At 39.7% G+C, this 17,399-nt stretch carries 14 protein-coding genes; 9 read left to right on the forward strand and 5 right to left on the reverse strand.

Annotated features, from left to right (window positions below; translation table 11 throughout):
• Window positions 1–422: 422 nt before the first annotated feature.
• From tnpA to NWP25_RS15895, 3 genes are all read left to right on the forward strand, one after another.
• On the forward strand, window positions 423–848 hold the full coding sequence (tnpA, locus tag NWP25_RS15885) for an IS200/IS605 family transposase (RefSeq protein ID WP_438827611.1): 426 nt from the start codon (window positions 423–425) through the stop codon (window positions 846–848).
• A gap of 73 nt (window positions 849–921) precedes the next feature.
• Window positions 922–1,308, forward strand: a complete 387-nt coding sequence (locus NWP25_RS15890; RefSeq protein WP_280651201.1) for a DUF2358 domain-containing protein — start codon at window positions 922–924, stop codon at window positions 1,306–1,308.
• Between the two features lie 82 nt (window positions 1,309–1,390).
• The gene (locus NWP25_RS15895) at window positions 1,391–2,578 is read left to right on the forward strand and encodes a TRC40/GET3/ArsA family transport-energizing ATPase (protein ID WP_280651202.1); all 1,188 of its coding nucleotides are present in this window, start codon (window positions 1,391–1,393) and stop codon (window positions 2,576–2,578) included.
• 210 nt (window positions 2,579–2,788) lie between these two features.
• Here the strand turns inward: NWP25_RS15895 and dnaN are convergent, their stop codons facing one another.
• Together dnaN and dnaA are read right to left on the reverse strand one after the other, a co-directional pair.
• A complete protein-coding gene (dnaN, locus tag NWP25_RS15900; RefSeq protein ID WP_280651203.1) occupies window positions 2,789–3,952 on the reverse strand; it encodes a DNA polymerase III subunit beta in 1,164 nt (387 codons plus the stop codon).
• A gap of 343 nt (window positions 3,953–4,295) precedes the next feature.
• On the reverse strand, window positions 4,296–5,675 hold the full coding sequence (dnaA, locus tag NWP25_RS15905; protein ID WP_280651204.1) for a chromosomal replication initiator protein DnaA: 1,380 nt from the start codon (window positions 5,673–5,675) through the stop codon (window positions 4,296–4,298).
• A 389-nt stretch (window positions 5,676–6,064) separates the two neighbouring features.
• Here dnaA and NWP25_RS15910 point away from each other — a divergent pair, with 389 nt between their 5' ends.
• The 5 genes from NWP25_RS15910 (at window position 6,065) to NWP25_RS15930 (ending at window position 10,112) form a co-directional block, all read left to right on the forward strand.
• Window positions 6,065–7,393, forward strand: a complete 1,329-nt coding sequence (locus NWP25_RS15910; protein ID WP_280699752.1) for an IS701 family transposase — start codon at window positions 6,065–6,067, stop codon at window positions 7,391–7,393.
• Window positions 7,394–7,473: 80 nt separating this feature from the next.
• Window positions 7,474–8,007: a peptide deformylase gene (gene def / locus NWP25_RS15915; protein ID WP_280651206.1), complete on the forward strand. Its 534-nt coding sequence runs from the start codon at window positions 7,474–7,476 to the stop codon at window positions 8,005–8,007.
• A 96-nt stretch (window positions 8,008–8,103) separates the two neighbouring features.
• Window positions 8,104–8,946, forward strand: coding sequence for an HMA2 domain-containing protein (locus tag NWP25_RS15920; protein WP_280699754.1), 843 nt, complete (start codon window positions 8,104–8,106; stop codon window positions 8,944–8,946).
• Between the two features lie 175 nt (window positions 8,947–9,121).
• Window positions 9,122–9,430, forward strand: coding sequence for a DUF5132 domain-containing protein (locus NWP25_RS15925; protein ID WP_280656717.1), 309 nt, complete (start codon window positions 9,122–9,124; stop codon window positions 9,428–9,430).
• Window positions 9,431–9,524: 94 nt separating this feature from the next.
• Window positions 9,525–10,112, forward strand: a complete 588-nt coding sequence (locus NWP25_RS15930; protein ID WP_280652180.1) for an HMA2 domain-containing protein — start codon at window positions 9,525–9,527, stop codon at window positions 10,110–10,112.
• 197 nt (window positions 10,113–10,309) lie between these two features.
• On the opposite strand, the gene NWP25_RS15935 is transcribed toward NWP25_RS15930, so the two are convergent.
• Together NWP25_RS15935 and NWP25_RS15940 are read right to left on the reverse strand one after the other, a co-directional pair.
• Window positions 10,310–11,125: a carbon-nitrogen hydrolase family protein gene (locus NWP25_RS15935; protein ID WP_280652181.1), complete on the reverse strand. Its 816-nt coding sequence runs from the start codon at window positions 11,123–11,125 to the stop codon at window positions 10,310–10,312.
• Window positions 11,126–12,180: 1,055 nt separating this feature from the next.
• Window positions 12,181–13,611: an LCP family protein gene (locus NWP25_RS15940; RefSeq protein WP_280699756.1), complete on the reverse strand. Its 1,431-nt coding sequence runs from the start codon at window positions 13,609–13,611 to the stop codon at window positions 12,181–12,183.
• Between the two features lie 1,118 nt (window positions 13,612–14,729).
• Here NWP25_RS15940 and NWP25_RS15945 point away from each other — a divergent pair.
• Entirely contained in the window at window positions 14,730–15,872 is a 1,143-nt protein-coding gene (locus tag NWP25_RS15945) for an AI-2E family transporter (protein WP_280652216.1), read from the forward strand.
• 66 nt (window positions 15,873–15,938) lie between these two features.
• On the opposite strand, the gene NWP25_RS15950 is transcribed toward NWP25_RS15945, so the two are convergent.
• Window positions 15,939–17,270 (reverse strand): serpin family protein, encoded by a 1,332-nt coding sequence (locus NWP25_RS15950; RefSeq protein ID WP_280699758.1) that lies wholly within the window; start codon window positions 17,268–17,270, stop codon window positions 15,939–15,941.
• Window positions 17,271–17,399: the final 129 nt, after the last annotated feature.

Consider the following 17,399-nt stretch of genomic DNA (forward strand, 5'->3'; position numbering starts at 1 on the left):
CAGCCAATATTATTCGTAAAGTAGCGATGATGTTTAAGTTTGACTTAACCGGAATCAGTAGAGGTTGTTTAAGTCAACCTAAGAAAGTTCTTTTATGGAATATTCAGAAATCCCCGTGTCTTTAGACCGGGGAAGCTTAAAGTTACTAAACTATTTAATTCCAAATCAATTCCTGATTCTGACCCTCAGTAGGTCTAACATCAATAATATTTCCATAGGCCCGTGGTATTATACTACTTACCGCTATATGTTATCAATCAGAAGTGCTGAATCCTGCAATAAAAATTTACAATTTTTGCGTTTTACCCAGATAAAGTTCATTGTCTATTAAGAATAGAGTCATTAATTGCTCAAATTTTGTATCACCGACGCACAATTTGGAAAGTCAACAGTCAACAGTCAACAGTCAACGTTGTCAATATATGTACCATCGTGGTTTTAGGTCTGTTTATCGGCTTAACGCTCATATTATTTTAGTTGTCAAGTACCGCAAAGAAGCTATTAATACAGAAATACTCAACAGGTTAAAAGAAATAATCATGGATACCCTTAAAAAATGGGACTGTGAATTACTAGAATTTAACGGTGAACCAGACCATGTACATTTATTAATTGACTACAAACCAGACAAACCACTTTCAACACTAATTGGAAATATTAAAACAGTGAGTAGTAGATTAATTCGTAAAGAGTTCCCTTGGTTGGCTAAAAAATACTTCTACAACAAGCCTTATTTTTGGACTGGTGCCTATTTCGTGGCTAGTTCCGGTGGTGTCACCGTTGAAGAGTTGAAAAATTACGTTGAAAACCAAGAACAACCAAAAAGTCCCAATTCATCATCCCCTTAATTCTCACCAGAGTAACGTGAGTCCTTTTGCTCCTTTAACATAGAGATTGTAGTTTTGTATATCTTTTTGTTATATGGATATCATTCAAATTCTCACACAAGATTATCACAGATTTCCTGCCAATCAAACCTACAGCATTTACGATGAAAACGTTTATTTTCAAGACCCATTAACTAAGTTTCGGGGAGTTAAGCGCTATGAGCAGATGATTAAATTCATCCAAACATGGTTTATCAATCCCCACATGGACCTACATGACATTCAACGTTCACAAGACACCATAAAAACTGAGTGGACCCTTAGTTGGAATACACCCCTCCCATGGAAACCCCGCATTTCCATTTCTGGCTGGAGTGAATTAAGTCTTAACTCTGATAATTTCATCATCTCCCACATTGATTACTGGTATTGTTCACCCCTAGAAGTAATCAAACAGCATTTTTTTGCCATCAGGACTTAGACAAAAAACACTGACCTATTTTCTGCAAACAGTTGATAATGTAAATAAATGTAAATAATCCTGAGACAGGACGTAATCATCCATGCGCGTAATTTTGATGACAGGCAAAGGCGGCGTAGGCAAAACCTCCGTTGCTGCGGCCACTGGACTTCGTTGTGCAGAACTGGGCTACCGCACACTGGTTTTGAGTACAGACCCCGCTCATTCTTTGGCAGATAGTTTTGACCTAGAAATGGGACATGCACCCCGAGCAATTCGCTCAAATTTGTGGGGTGCAGAACTCGATGCACTCCAAGAACTAGAGGGAAATTGGGGTGCTGTGAAGCGCTACATCACCCAAGTCTTACAAGCAAGGGGTTTAGAAGGAGTTCAAGCAGAAGAATTAGCAATCTTACCAGGTATGGATGAGATTTTTGGCTTGGTCAGGATGAAACGCCATTACGACGAAGGCGACTTTGATGTTTTGATTATCGACTCAGCACCCACCGGAACAGCATTACGTCTGTTGAGTTTGCCCGAAATAGGTGGTTGGTATATGCGGCGTTTTTACAAACCATTTCAAAACATCTCGGTGGCGCTACGACCATTGGTAGAACCTATTTTTAGACCAATTGCGGGGTTTTCCCTCCCAGATAAAGAAGTCATGGATGCACCTTATGAGTTTTACGAGCAAATTGAAGCTCTAGAAAAAGTATTAACCGACAACACTCAAACCTCAGTGCGCCTGGTCACTAACCCCGAAAAAATGGTAATTAAAGAATCTCTCCGCGCCCATGCTTATCTGAGTTTATATAATGTGGCAACAGATTTAGTCATAGCTAATCGCATTATTCCCCAGGAAGTTCAAGATCCCTTTTTCCAACGTTGGAAGGAAAACCAGCAGCAATATCGCCAGGAAATACATGAAAACTTTTTACCTTTACCTGTGAAAGAAGTACCGCTTTTTTCTGAGGAAATGTGCGGTTTAGCCTCCTTGGAACGTCTGAAAGAAACTCTTTACAAAGATGAAGACCCCACCCAGATATATTACAAAGAAACAACTATTAGAGTTGTGGAGGAGCAAAACCAATATAGTTTGGAACTTTACTTACCTGGTATTCCTAAGAACCAAGTTCAATTAAGTAAAACCGGTGATGAATTAAATATCACTATTGGTAACCACCGCCGCAATCTAGTCTTGCCACAAGCTTTAGCTGCACTGCAACCAGGGGGGGCGAAGATGGAAAATGACTATTTGAAAATTCGCTTTACTAACAATATCAAAGTTTAATTTCCGGTAATTAATTAGACCTTGGTCAATAAAAGTGAAACCGTGAGGTATCCAGGGTGTCAAAGCTCACAAAAGTAAAAAAAGTGCAAGGAATAAGAGTGTCAAAATCAAAAGCTACCCACCCATTGATGACCAGAAATCCTCAAAATCCTCCTCCTTGCCCTTTCTCCTGTCCTCACAAATAACTTTTTCACCAAGGCCTAATTGCTCCTAGTTTCTCAGTTGCACCGGCATAGCTAAATAAGTCATATTCAAACCTCCCAGAGGTTTGAAAATTACCGGGGTGAGGGCTTGATTCAGTTGCATTTTAACTTCTGAGGTTGGTAATTCTTTTAACCCTTCCATTAAATATTTAATGTTAAAAGCAATTTCTATATCTTCCCCAGATATTTGGGCAGGTATTGATTCTCTACCACTACCTACATCTTGAGCTTCACATGATAAGGTAACTTCTTGGGCGGCGCTGTTAATGCTGACTTTAACAATATTATTTTTCTGGTCGGCTAGTACAGCTATGCGCTCTAAGGTGCTAACTAATTGTTTGCGCTCAATTGTCAATTCGCGCTCAAATTGCCGGGGAATCAGTTGGCGATAAGCGGGGTATTGACCGTCTAAAGTCCGGCTGGTTAAGCGTTGATTTTGCCATGCAAATACAACTTGACCTTGATCTAAATATAAAGCGATAGCTTCATCTGAGGCAAGATTATGACCTAACATCCGTTGCAATTCCCGTAGAGCCCTAGCTGGAACTGTCACCTCTAGTTGATCACTTTCATTTAAAGGACCCTCGTTGGTAGTTTCTACCACCGCTAGGCGATGTCCGTCTGTGGCAGCAAATTCTAGAGTATCTTGTTTAACTGTTAAATGCACTCCAGTTAGTACTTGTTTGGTTTCATCACCACTGGTAGCAAATAATGAACCTTTTAATCCGGCAATTAATGCGGCTGTGGTTAATTGAATGGGTTCAGAATTCCTAATTATCGGCAATTCGGGGAATTCCTCTGCTCCCATTGCTCGTACTTGATAATGTCCACTTTTGGGTGTGAGGTTGACAACTAAACCTTCTCCTGTGGCTGTTTCTGACTCTAGAGCTGATTGATCGTCTAAAGTGACTTCTCCTTCTGGAAGGCGTGAGGTAATGTCTACAAGCAGTTTAGCTGGTAAAGCGATCGCTCCCCCTTCTAAAACTTCAGCCTCAAAACTGGTACGAATACCCAAACTGAGATCAAAGGCTGTTAAGCTGACTTGGTTGGTTTCCCCATCTGCTTGTAGCAACACATTAGCCAACACTGGATGAGTTGGGCGTGATGGTACCGCACGACTAACGAGTGAAAGGTTGTTACTGAGATTGCTTTGGGTGCAAACTAATTTCATAAGGTACTGGGTTGTTTTTTATTAATCGAAATTGATTTGAAGACTTCAGTTGTGGAAATTGTGGAAAACTCCCCACAAGTGAGCTCAAAGATATAGTTGAGCAAGTTACTATTTGTGGAAAACTTGTGGAAAACTACGCTATTTTTTCCACAGGCCAATTGGATTTCACTCAGTTTTTCCCCAAAAAAATAATATTGTTCCACATATTAATTTAAAATTAATCATTTTTTATACTTTCCTTAATATTTTGGTTGCACAGCTCAATAGTTATTGCAGTGATGGTTGTGGAAAACAATTTTTTGCCCTAGAAAGGATTTTAGAGAGAAATTAGCGCCGCGTAAATTTAGTAATGCTTTTCCTTGCTATTCATGTTAATGCGATCGCTCAATTGACTCAGGGTTTGTGCTAAATTCCCATCGCTTTCTCGAAGTTGAGCAATTTTATCACAACTATAAATAACCGTTGTGTGGTCTTTCCCACCAAATTCATCACCAATCCTCGGTAAACTCAGATCAGTATGTTGGCGCATGAGATACATTCCTATTTGACGAGCCCAACTGATTTCTCTGCGCCGGGAGTTACTTTTCAAATCTTCAATTGATATGGAAAAAGCATCAGCAATGACGGATAAAATCACCCCTGGGGTGGCGGCTACCTTCTCCGTTTGTCTTTCTAAAACTGGTGTGATATTTTCCACCGTCATAGGTAAACCCCAAATAGAAATATAAGCGAGTGCGCGAATTAAAGCTCCTTCCAACTCCCGAATATTAGAAGTGTAATTAGAAGCAATATACTCAATTACATCTTTAGGGAGGCGAATATTTTCGTATTCAGCCTTTTTTTGCAAAATTGCCATTCTAGTTTCTAAATCTGGAGTTTGCACATCAGCAATCAAACCCATAGAAAAGCGGGAACACAGACGTTCTTGTAACTGAGGAATGTGCTTGGGAGGACGGTCCGAAGCTATGACAACTTGTTTGCCGGCTTCATGTAAAGCATTAAAAGTATGAAAAAATTCTTCTTGGGTATACTCCTTCCCCTCAATAAACTGAATATCATCTACCAACAAAACATCAGCAGCGCGGTAATGCTCCCGGAAACTTTGCATACTATCATTACGGATAGCTGTAATTAAGTCGTTAGTAAATTGCTCCGTAGAGACATAAAATACTTTAGACCTTGGGCAAATTTCCCAACGATAATGACCAATAGCCTGCATCAAGTGAGTTTTGCCCAAACCAACACCACCGCACAAAAATAAAGGATTAAATTCTCTCCCCGGAGACTCTGCAACAGCCAAAGAAGCTGCGTGAGCCATGCGATTGTTAGCACCAACTACAAATCGGGAAAATACATATTTAGGGTTTAACTCTGTAGTGGGGTGGTGTTTTGGCGCAACAGTTTCAGCAGTCACGCTGTGACCGGGTAATTGCCAAGACACCTCTGATTCCCTGAAATTAGTAACTTCATCACCTTGAGAAACTGTAATGTGTATTTCCACCGGATGACCCAAAATATCTTGCACTGCATTGGCAATGGTATTGATGTAATATTTTTGTAACCAATTACGAGCAAAAGGATTAGGAGTATTTATCACCAAGCAATTATTTTCCAGTCCCTCGGCCTTAGCAGTTTTGATCCAAGTTTCAAAGGTAGGGCGGGATAACTCCAACTGTAATCGCTCCAGCACCTGACTCCACAGACTGTCAATGGGAATTGCCATTATTTATCACCTTTGCTACTAATCCTCACAATGGAAGATGCGAGAAAGCACTAATTTAGTATTTATTAAAAAAATAGAGCAAGGCAAAACCACCGAGATAAAGTATCGGAGCGTGGCCAAGATACCCCATTATACTTTAGTCCGTAGACCTAGACCAGGGCAAAGCTTCTTTAGATTCAGAGTCCATCAGGTACTGTCATAATGTCCTTGTTCTTCAACGTATTTTTTAACAGCCTCACTGCTAACATTACCAGAAGTACAAGGTAAATAAGAGCTTGTCCATAGAATAAGCAATTTTACTTAATGTTTAAGATACCCTTCCTCTGTAACTTTTGGACAATAAAGAATATAATATTTAAAACAGAAAACCCTAAAAGGTAAGTAGGGCAATGGATGTAGAATTACAAATCCTCAAACATTTGGCAAGAGATCCCCACCCAACAGTTGCAATCATAGATGAATATTGTGCAGAGTATAAAGAGCTATTTAAAGAAGTAAGGAATTATGAATGCTTCAAATATTTACACCTGGGGATCATATCAAAGATAAAAAGAAAATCCTTACCAGAGATAGCGAAGGTAGTGAGTATAAATTCCGCACAATCATTACACCATTTTTTAGCAAATTCAGATTGGTCAGTAGAGAAATTAAAACAAAGAAGATTAAATAATTTGAAAAAACAATTAAATGGTCGTGCCATTACATTAGTAATAGATGAAACAGGAGATAGGAAGAAAGGTAAAAAAACAGATTATGTAGCTAGACAATATTTAGGAAGTCTAGGAAAAGTAGATAATGGAATAGTTTCAGTCAACGCCTATGGAGTTTACGATAACATAACTTTTCCATTAATATTCAAAGTATTTAAACCAAAAGAAACACTAAAGGACTCAGATAAATATAAAACTAAGATAGAATTAGCATCAGAAATAATTACAGAATTAATCGAGTTTGGCTTTACTATTAACTTACTATTGGCAGATGGTTTATATGGTGAAAGTAGCCAATTTCTGAAAAAAATAGCCGAATATAAATTAGGTTATGTAGTCTCAATTAAAAGTAATCATGCAGTGTGGCTACCACCAGAACAAACTATTAGGGCTAATAAGTGGTGTAAATTTGACATAACATTTAGCAATCAAAAATCAGAGACAAGATATATTAGGGAAGTAATTTATGGTAAAAAAAGAGCCACAACTTACTGGGAAATAACTACTAACCCAGAAACCATGGCGGAAAATTCTACCTCCTTTGTAATGACCAATCTTCAAGGGAATTTGAAGAAGACTTTAGGGGACTTATATACATTAAGAACCTGGGTTGAATATGGGTTTAGACAGTGTAAACAGGAACTAGGCTGGACAGATTATCGTTTCACTAGTTTCCTACATATTGAGAGATGGTGGGAGATTATTTTTAGTGTTTATACAATGATTAGTTTAAATTCTCCAGTGTTTTTAGGCTTCAATGAATCTCGTCAACTTGACACTGACCCCCAAAAAAATAGTGATGTTGATTTTTCTAATCATCCACAATGGAATCATGACTCTGGATGGAAGAATACTTTAAATAATCTGCGTCTTATTATCCAACCACTTTTATTATTTTGGTTAATTTATCCCTGGTTAACTATTTCCCCCAATTCACATTTGTTACCGGGATTCCATCATTTAATTACCGCAATAAATCAATTTAAACCCTGTTATGCTTCTGGATGATTTAGCTTCTTTACTACTTTCTTATTCCCGAATAAGACTTCTGGATAGTCACTAGATTTAATACTGATAAAAACTAAATCATGCCTGAATTAATGCCAATCATTCAATTGGGTAACCCTGTACTTCGTCAAAAAGCAACTTGGGTTGACAATATTCACAACCAACACATTCAACAGCTCATTGACAACTTAACTGTAACAGTTGCTCAAGCCAACGGTGTGGGAATTGCAGCTCCTCAAGTAGCCGCATCCCATCGTTTATTTATCGTGGCTTCCCGCCCTAATCTTAGGTATCCTAACGCTCCCTTCCTGGAGCCCACTGCCATGATTAATCCCAACATAATTGACCATTCTAGTGAAATTGTTCAAAGTTGGGAAGGTTGTTTAAGTGTTCCCGGATTGAGAGGATTAGTACCAAGGTATCAATCAATTGTAGTGTCATACACTGACCGTTATGGCAAGTTACAAAAGCAAGAATTCACTGATTTTGTTGCTCGTATCTTTCAACATGAGTATGATCATCTCAACGGTGTAATGTTTGTAGATCATGTGAAAAACTATGTTGATATGCTCACGGAAGATGAATACCAAAAAATAGTCATAAATAATACTTAAACCTAAAATATCTCTCAAGGAAGATACTTGACCCTGAAGCCCATGGTTATATTTAACCTATTGTTTGCCTTAGCTTCAGTGCATTTTATTGATTAAATGATAAAAGATAACAGTAGTTGCGAGTATGATTCGCAGCTTCCCAGTAATCAAGTAAACGTAAATAACTATACCAGTCAAGAAATTGCACAGTCACAAGTGCAACTTTCTGTTCATAAATCTGTTCATAAATCTGTTCATAAATTAGAAATTGTTCACGCAACAAATGGCCGCCTCCGCATCCGTGCTACTGACGGTGATTTTAACGCCAATTTACAAACCATCAGCGAATATTTACGGCAGTACAAAGGACTGAAAGAAGTTTGTTTCCATCAGCAAACAGGTAGCTTAGTCCTTACACTCGATGAAAACCTGCTGTCAATGTCCGAGCTGTTGAACATACTTGAACAGTTTGACATTCAACAAACACCCATCAGCAATACAGACAGCTTCCCCAGGTGGAAATCTCTGGATTTCTGGCAAAAACAATCTGTTTCGTTAATTCCTTTGCTCACAGGGTTGGCAATGACAGGAAGACTAGGGATTAGTGGTTTTACAGCAATTCCAGTGTACATGATTACCGCCCATGCCACCCGTAGAGTGATTTCCTACATGGAACCAAAACTTTCTAGGTCTAATGTCAAAAAAGTCAGCCAAACTTCTGTTTCTAAGAACGACCTATGTGATTATCTTCAAGCTGATTATAGTATTGTCCATGCCATACCCGGAAGAATCAGGTTTCATGTACCCCTAATTCTCCAACACAAGGCCTATGGAGAACAACTAGAGAAGTTATTAAAGGCAAATCCCCAAGTGGTCAGTGTAAGAGTAAATTATCATGCGGGATCAGTTGCCATCACTTATCAACCTAATCAGGTCAGTGTAAGTCATGGCCTCATCTGAATTCCTTACTAGCCCCAGTGGTTAACAGTAGTTCAACTATTATTGCCCGAGTCAAGGGTTTGAATCTTGTTTTCAAACCTGGATTAAAGCAATGTATACCATCAGAAAGATGATATAACCATCCCCACCAGATTAAGCTAAAAAGCTTACATACTCCTACTAAAGTGAATTAACTATGGCACCTAAAATTCCTGATTTCGTTGAAGATGCTGGTGCTTCTGGAATTATAGTCAGCATAGGAGCGCTACTCTTGGCACCTGTCTTAATTCCTGTTGTGGCCGGAATTGGTAAACCCATAGCCAAATCATTAGTTAAAGGTGGAATTGTCGCCTACGAAAAAAGCAGAGGCGCATTTGCAGAAATGGGCGAAACATGGGAAGACATTATAGCCGAAGCAAAAGCTGAAATTGCTGAAGAAAGACAAGCACCTGCCTTTGAAGCTACTAGTACATCTGGTAGCAACACAGAAGAACATGGCGCATAAATCTGCCATGAATAAATAAAAGTTTGTAGCCAGGACTAAAATCCTGACTACGAGCATAAATATAATTCAGGAGGTAATTCAGGAAGGCTGCACTATGTTAATCAATAGTTATGGTAACCCTACCAAAATAGCTAAAATTATTGAGCAAGCAAGCTTAAAAACCACACCCAGACCTATATCTGCCAAAATTATCAGTAGTACTCCAGGAAGACTACGATTGAGAATTTCTCCCCCCCATCGTTATCCCGAAGAAATGAAACGTATTGCTAATGTCCTTGAGACACAAACTCACATCCGTCAGGTCAAAACCAGTATTAATTCCGGTAGTATTACCATCCACCATGATGTTCAACATGTATCCTTGGAAAATGTGTTGAGTACACTACTAGATTTAGGATTTAATTTTGCTGATATTACTGAAGGTAGCTCCGAAGCAGCAGAGGATGTGAAAAAGGCAATTATTAATTTAAACAAAAGATTAGAACAAGCCACCAGTGGTGAAGTTGACTTGCGCTTTCTTTTTCCCCTAGGACTGAGTATGTTGGCGGTGAGACAAGTTATGCTCAGAGGTTTCCAACTACAGATTATTCCCTGGTATGTGTTGGCATGGTATGCTTTTGATAGTTTTATGAAACTAAATATTAGTAGCCAATTACCAGTAACTACAGAAAAATCTGGTTGATGTTCCACAAATACCGCACTTTTCAAATAAATAAAATACAAACCTTAACATCATAAATCTTGTGCAGTGGGTGTCCTGTGGGCCCTTGTGTATCCACTCAGATAAAATGCACTGTAAATCTACTTATCCACCCAGAGCAATTCCCAACTTCGCCAAGAAGTCGGGAATGTAACTCTTTGAGGATTCAGCACTTTTGATCAACTGAATACTCGATGTTCCAAAGAAGGCATTTGACGGCGGACTTGTTCCAGGCGAGAGGGATTAATTTCTGCCATAGCAATTCCCGGTTTTTCACCAGCATCAGCTAAAATCACGCCCCAAGGGTCAATAATCATCGCGTGTCCGTGGGTGTGGCGACGGTCGTAGTTATTGCCAGTTTGAGCAGGTGCGATTATATAGGCAGTATTTTCAATGGCTCGTGCTTGTAATAATACTTGCCAGTGGTCTTTGCCAGTAAAGGCAGTAAAGGCAGCAGGTACAAACATCACCTCCGCTCCCTGATCTGACAAATGTCGATACAATTCCGGAAAGCGAACATCGTAACAAACAGAAAGTCCTATATTACCAAGTTGTTCCGAGTAATAAACTGAGGGTAATTCTTCACCGGCTACAACAGTGCTAGATTCTCGATAGGTGTTGCCATCGGGAACGTTAACATCAAACAGGTGTACTTTAAAGTAGCGAGAAAGTTCTTCCCCACTGGGATCAATGAGGATTGTGGTATTATAAACCTTCCCTGTATCTTCTACGGGAACTGGAAAACTGCCCCCCAAAATGGTAACTTGAAAGCGTTGTGCCATTTTTTTGATAAATCTTGCACTTTCAAGGTAAATTTCCTCGGCTTGTCCTAGTTTGTCTTTTTCTTCTCCCATAAAAGAAAAGTTTTCTGGTAACCCAATTAATTCAGCACCTCGACGCACAGCCAGTTCAATTAATTCTTCTGCCTGCACTAAGTTTTTGTGTAAACTCGGCACACTGGTCATTTGAATAGCCGCAGCTAAATAAGACTTCATAGATTCAAGAAAAAACAGTGATTTTGTCTGGTCTAGATTTTAAAAATATATCGTTGCTGAAAGAACTACGGAAATTTTTAGCCATGGGGTCAGCTTTTTTCTAATATCCTTCTGTTGCCATCAAAAAATATCACAATCACTATTGAATCATTAACCCATAAAAATTGGGCATATCCCATCTCCCCCAACCTGGGAAAGAATTCCCCCTCAGCGAAAATTGCCTATTCTCGCCGGTGAAGTTTCTAAAAGCCCAGGACGGTTAGAACCAGCTGGTATTCATACAGGACATTGCCTTCACCGTGATGGAGTAATTTTAGCAGTTCATTACAAATCAATATCTACAGAAAGTAGCTACAGGAAAAACTCACACAAAAGCTCAAACTACTTTAACCCGAGTTCATCTTTAACCCCAGCCTATTAAGGTAACATCAATTCAGAAAATCTTGGACATAACTTGTGAATTTCTTCCTGTTCCCAAGTTAAATATAGGGCAATCCCCCCATTATACCCATATGTCCTTATTCCGAGCCACTTAGGTAACATAGGAAGTTAAACCTTGTTTGCAACACAGCACTTTTCAAGTAAATAAAGTACAAATCATAATCATGGAAATTTTGTGAAATGGGCATCTTCACCGCCAAGGTTGTACTTCACCACACCGGAAACTGCTGTAATAGTTAATTCACTATATTAACCTTCTATTTCACAGTGAAGTAAAGAGTCGGATGTTAATCTTTGAGTAAAATCAGACTGTAGCTATCCCAGTAGTGTAATCCAGTCCATTTATAATTCTGCAAACATTGACCCACCCCCCACCTTTAGGTGAGGGGATTGTGAATTGATTAGTTTTCCTGATTTAATTCCATAGGTTCCAGGTTTTACCTGTTTTCTGGTGTCCACCCTTCAGGTTTTGTGCCTAAAGCTAAGTAGAAAATCACCATAAAATCACTATAAAATAGGTAATGCTACATACTAAAAGTGTCCCTGCCAAATCGATATTGACAGCATCGGTAAGGGTTGTTTAAGTCAAGCTAAAAAACTTCCCTTGGGGAACCTTAACGCAAATAAAACCCTGAATTAGGGACTTCAAACAGACGTTTTTGTTGTAACCAATCCTTACCTAACTGAACAGTAACATCGGAATCAAGAACACCAGTACTGTCAACTCGCACTTCTCCAAATCCTAAAGTATTACGAATTAACTCTGCCTTCTCAGTATCTCCCTGTTGGGCAATGATGTTAGTTACCTCTAAAGTTTCATGCCAAGGTGGAGATATGTAGGCTTGGGGATATCCCGATGCTTGTAAAGTCCTAATCAAAGATTTTATTTCAGAGCGATCGCTACCTGTACTATCTTGAATATATACTCGCAATCCTTGTGAATTCACCTGTTGGAGTTCACTAGTTAATTCCATACCAAAGTGTTGAGACATTAGTCGGGCAATACCAGATTCATTTGGTATCCAATAACTAGCAAGATATTCATCTTTTTGGCCAAAGCGACCTGGTAACATGAACATATGCATATTGGAACGGTTTGTTCCCACACTAAAACCTGCTAGGGCTAATAATTCTTCAATTGTTAAGTTAGTATCAATATTGTCTTTAACTACACTGAGGATTTTAGGTAATTGCCCTAGTGTTCGAGGGTTAAAAGTTTGATCTATTAATGCTCGCATCACCATTTGTTGGCGTTGAACCCGTCCAATATCTCCCAGTTCATCATGACGAAAGCGTAGCAGTTGCAAAGCTTGCTCCCCGTTGAGATGTTGTTTACCCGCCTTTAAATCAATATATAAGTGTTGGCTATCATCTCGGTATTTTAAATCTTTGGGGATGTGTACTGTCACCCCACCCAAGGCATCGATTAACTTACCAACACCAAGAACATTAATTCGGATATACCGGTCAATTGGTACATCACCCAAAAGATTACTTACACTTTTTGCAGTTAAAGCAGGGCCACCGTCAACATTGGCAGAATTAAGTTTTTTCACCCCATGACCAATTACCTCCGTACGAGTATCTCTGGGAATGGAGAGCATGGCTATTTTTTTTGTCTCAGGATCAAATTTCACCAATATCATCACATCAGACAACCCTTCAAAAGAGTTTACCTGTGGTTTATAGCCCAGATTCTGAAATTCTGAGGGAGGGTCCTTTAGGTCAGATGTAAGTACGCTCATCCCCATGACCAACAAATGAACAGGGCGAGTTAATTCCGACAATCCTAATCCAACCCCAGAAATGCGATCGCTATCAAAAACCGCCTCTTCTTGAGGACTTAACGCTGCTTGTTGCAGTGGCTTACTGCTTAAAGAAACAGCTAACAGAGCCCCTGCTGTTGCTGAAACCATAGCGATACCGCTCATACCCAGCCAGAACCACAGCCAACCTCCAGACTTAGGTATGTGAGGACTTTGGTGTTTGGATTCGAGAGCTTTCGCTAACTGGTTTTCTTTCGCTGAAGTTCTTTGACTGGTCACAGAGTTCCTCACACTTACTGCTCAAACAAACTTGGTAAATTTTTCCACTGACTGATATGCCACTAAATTAACTTATACAAGTTAAGGTTTCAGTCACCATGCTGACCTACCAGATATTGTGTCAACCACAACACTTATAGGAAGACTTCTCTTTCTTTGTAGCAAATCCGGAAATAAACAAATAAACAATTAACTGAAGTATGACAACAATAAACTAATTTAACCAGCTGTGATGTCAAATTATCTGCCAGTTTAAAAAACCACCGTAATCATACTAGAGTGGGCTGAGTTATGTGTGCCACACAAATCCTGTTCCCAGACCCCCTGGCCAAAGCCACTAAAACTTGAGCAAGGATGAGATTTCTCCTGAATAACTGCAATAATGAACCCAACACCCACCGAAAACTAACCAAATCTCGGAAAACTATTAAAAATTAACATCCCTAACGTAAAAAATTTCCAAGTTCCAGCCCCAGTTGATCACAACAAATACCCCAAGACCTAAGTAAAGGCCAAGGTAATAGACAGATTACTCACAGTTAATTGTTCCCCAGATCCCCACAGCCCATAGAAAATCCACAACCATGGTAAAAAACCAACCACTGGAATAAAAAACTTCTACTCACAAAATAAGCTGAACACCCCGAAGTGAAATGCCGGAAAACATGGTTTTTCAGGATTCCGACGGTTTCAATCTCCCTGGAGTTAAACATCAAAGCCAACCAGAGCGCTTTAGCCCTTGGTGGCATTCAGTGTTATCATATTTTCAGCAGTTCAGGGTAATAAACCTGGATAAACATCCAGTAACCTAATGGTCAGCTTGTGCACCTTGATAATTCAATGTGTAGAGTTCTACTTCCTAGTTCTGGTTTTCCTCCAGAAGTAAGTAAAAAATTCATGGGAACTAGACTAATGGCTTTTTAACTCCAAGAAATATTAAAAAAATATTCGAGTAATCCAGCTAAGGTAAGGCATACCCAAAGTTAAAGCTTGAGGAAAGAACCACCTCTAGGCTAGATAACCTAAGAAATCTGGTTTAAGTGGGCTCGTTGAATCAAGAATCTCCACGTCTTTGGACAGGAGATTGTCAATCAGTTCTATCCCGCAATCGGCTAAAGATGCAGACACGCAAGCTACTCAACTGGTGGCAAACATTTACACCCATAACGCGAATTGGGGCCATCGCCTTATTCGCGCCACTTTTAGTTCTAAATGGTTGGGCCATTTCGGAAATTTTCCATTATTTCCACTCTCTCATAGTTATTTTAGTTGGAGCCTCAGTACTAGCATTTCTGCTCAACTATCCCGTTAGCTGGATGGAGCGTCAAGGCGCCAGAAGAGAACAAGTTGCCATTTTGGTTTTTTTGTTAGCCTTATCAGTGCTATTAGCCCTAGGTGTCACCCTGTTTCCCCTAGCCCTTACCCAAGCCCAGCAATTAGTGGCTCGATTACCAGAGTTAATTGACTCTGGACGTTCTCAGTTAATGATCTTAAACGAGAAAGCAGAAAGCCTGAGTTTACCAATTAACCTTGATGCTCTTCTAGTGCAAATTAATGATCGTGTCAAGAGTCAATTGCAGGCCATAGCCGGACAAGTGCTAAACCTGGCGGTGGTCACCTTCACCAGCCTCCTAGATTTTCTCCTAACCATGGTTTTAACTTTTTACCTGTTGCAGCATGGAGGTGAACTCTGGGAAAGTTTAGTAGAATGGCTCCCCACCACATTTCGCGAACCTTTTTCTAAAACAGTACGCCTGAGCTTTCAAAACTTTTTCATCACTCAACTAATTTTATCCACCTGCATGGCATCAGCCCTCATTCCCACGTTTTTGTGGTTAAAAGTACCATTTGGTCTTTTGTTCGGGTTAACTATTGGGATCATGGCACTGGTTCCCTTTGGTGGTTCAGTAGGTATAGCCTTGACCACCTCCCTGGTAGCACTGCAAGATTTTTCCATGGGCATTAAAGTTCTCATCGCCGCCGTTATCGTACAGCAAATTTTAGAAAACTTAATTGCACCGCGAATCTTAGGTAGTTTTACTGGGTTAAATCCAGTTTGGGTACTAATTTCTGTCCTCACTGGAGCCCGGGTTGGTGGACTTTTAGGCGTAATTGTAGCAGTACCCACTGCTGTAATTATCAAGACTGCTTTAACAGCCTTACGTCCCCAGAGGTTAGGTGAAGCGGAAGAAAAAACCACAGCCTTTATTACAGAAAAATCACCAACAGCTGAACCCAACAATCCACTAAGTGTTTCATAACCCACATCACCTTAACGGCAAATGAGCCATGGGGAACAGGAAATCAAGGGGGAGTCTTAATAATCGCTACTGTGGATTGGTAATTGAACCCATAAACAAAATCCTACCGGTTTGATTATCTCCAATGACAGAGAAAAAGGGACGGTCAACAATCATGCGGAAAGGTTCCGGTTTTTCTTTAAAAGCTGTGGGGACAATTCCCACCGATGTAGTAGCTGCGGCTTCTGTACCTTCCTCGTTGACCTCCACAAAGGTTTTATGTTTAACTTCACTAATTTTCAAATTACTACCCATCCCAGAAAAGTCGGCCTGATTGCTAAAGGCTTCTCCCATCCCCAACCCTTGTAGTGCATCATTAAGTGTAACAGCGTAATCTGTCTTGAAGCGAGGTAAGCGAATAAACCCATCGCGATTTCTAAACCGGGACATCCACTTTTCCCAATTCTCAAAATTCCAGTTTTGATAAAAGGTTTGCAAATCAAACTTTTCTTTAGGCAAAAAGATATAAAAGCTGACCTTGCCATCCGGTCCATAAGGTAAACTTACCGCCTGAAAATCCTCGTTTTCATAGTATCTATATTCCCCAGTTTGAGACATCATCGGGTGTTGCTTTTCTTCGCCGGATATTAACTTAAAGGGATGTTTAGCAGTTTGTGACTTATTAAAGGGATTGCTCCATTCCCCTTTAAAATATATGGCATTAATCAAAAACAACACCTGTTCTGGAGGAACTTCTTCAACTATTTTGTTGATTTTTCCCCCAGTGTTTTCTTGAACCCACTGATTGATAGTGTTAGCAGATGATGTAGCATCTTTAAAATCTAAATTGGCGACTTTGGCTCTGTAAAATTCCTTGGTGCTTTGCAGAAACTTCCTCTGTAATGTAGCTTCTTCACTTGCCCATAGGGAGTTAGCAATTGTCAGTTTTACTTGGGAATCAGGATTTTCTACCAACCCTGTTAACGTGCCATAACCTGAGTTAATTTCTGGTAAACTCATTCCCTGGAACTCTAGGGTTTTAGCCATTGCTTCTTGGGTAGCACCCTTGGCACCATTATATGTCATGGCCAGAGCCATGGCCACACTTAAAGGTGAAACAAAAATATTATCTTCACCACTGTTTTTCCGGTAAATTTCTGAAAACAGTTTGAAGCCAAATTTATTATTAGCATCCACCAGTTTACCATCATAAATTGATGTTTTTTTTCCCAAGGGAGTCTCTGAATGAGGTGGATCAGATTGCTTAAGGGAATTTGTACTACCACTAACCTGGGAACACCCCAACACACTGAACAAAACAACACTAGCCGCTGCCAAAACATAACGTCTTCCTAGACTAACACCATAACGTCTTTGTAAGAATTTTCCTTCCACATCACTAAGTTTTTGCCGATTCATTGTCCCGCCTCCTTTGCCCGATATTTTTAACTTTCTAGAGAAAATTGACGTTAAATTATGTTTCGATAGTTCACTATTGCATTTACCACACTGGTAATTTCAGATGGTTACAGTTTTAGTAACAGACAA

The organism is Umezakia ovalisporum Ak1311, from assembly GCF_029891685.1.
Lineage (GTDB): Bacteria > Cyanobacteriota > Cyanobacteriia > Cyanobacteriales > Nostocaceae > Umezakia > Umezakia ovalisporum.

Coding starts and splice junctions, on each gene's coding strand:
- NWP25_RS15910 (WP_280699752.1), top strand. CDS start 6,065: ATGGATGTAGAATTACAAATCCTCAAACATTTGGCAAGAGATCCCCAC.
- NWP25_RS15950 (WP_280699758.1), bottom strand. CDS start 17,270: ATGAATCGGCAAAAACTTAGTGATGTGGAAGGAAAATTCTTACAAAGA.
- NWP25_RS15890 (WP_280651201.1), top strand. CDS start 922: ATGGATATCATTCAAATTCTCACACAAGATTATCACAGATTTCCTGCC.
- NWP25_RS15945 (WP_280652216.1), top strand. CDS start 14,730: ATGCAGACACGCAAGCTACTCAACTGGTGGCAAACATTTACACCCATA.
- dnaN (WP_280651203.1), bottom strand. CDS start 3,952: ATGAAATTAGTTTGCACCCAAAGCAATCTCAGTAACAACCTTTCACTC.
- def (WP_280651206.1), top strand. CDS start 7,474: ATGCCTGAATTAATGCCAATCATTCAATTGGGTAACCCTGTACTTCGT.
- NWP25_RS15925 (WP_280656717.1), top strand. CDS start 9,122: ATGGCACCTAAAATTCCTGATTTCGTTGAAGATGCTGGTGCTTCTGGA.
- dnaA (WP_280651204.1), bottom strand. CDS start 5,675: ATGGCAATTCCCATTGACAGTCTGTGGAGTCAGGTGCTGGAGCGATTA.
- NWP25_RS15930 (WP_280652180.1), top strand. CDS start 9,525: ATGTTAATCAATAGTTATGGTAACCCTACCAAAATAGCTAAAATTATT.
- NWP25_RS15935 (WP_280652181.1), bottom strand. CDS start 11,125: ATGAAGTCTTATTTAGCTGCGGCTATTCAAATGACCAGTGTGCCGAGT.
- NWP25_RS15895 (WP_280651202.1), top strand. CDS start 1,391: ATGCGCGTAATTTTGATGACAGGCAAAGGCGGCGTAGGCAAAACCTCC.
- tnpA (WP_438827611.1), top strand. CDS start 423: ATGTACCATCGTGGTTTTAGGTCTGTTTATCGGCTTAACGCTCATATT.
- NWP25_RS15920 (WP_280699754.1), top strand. CDS start 8,104: ATGATAAAAGATAACAGTAGTTGCGAGTATGATTCGCAGCTTCCCAGT.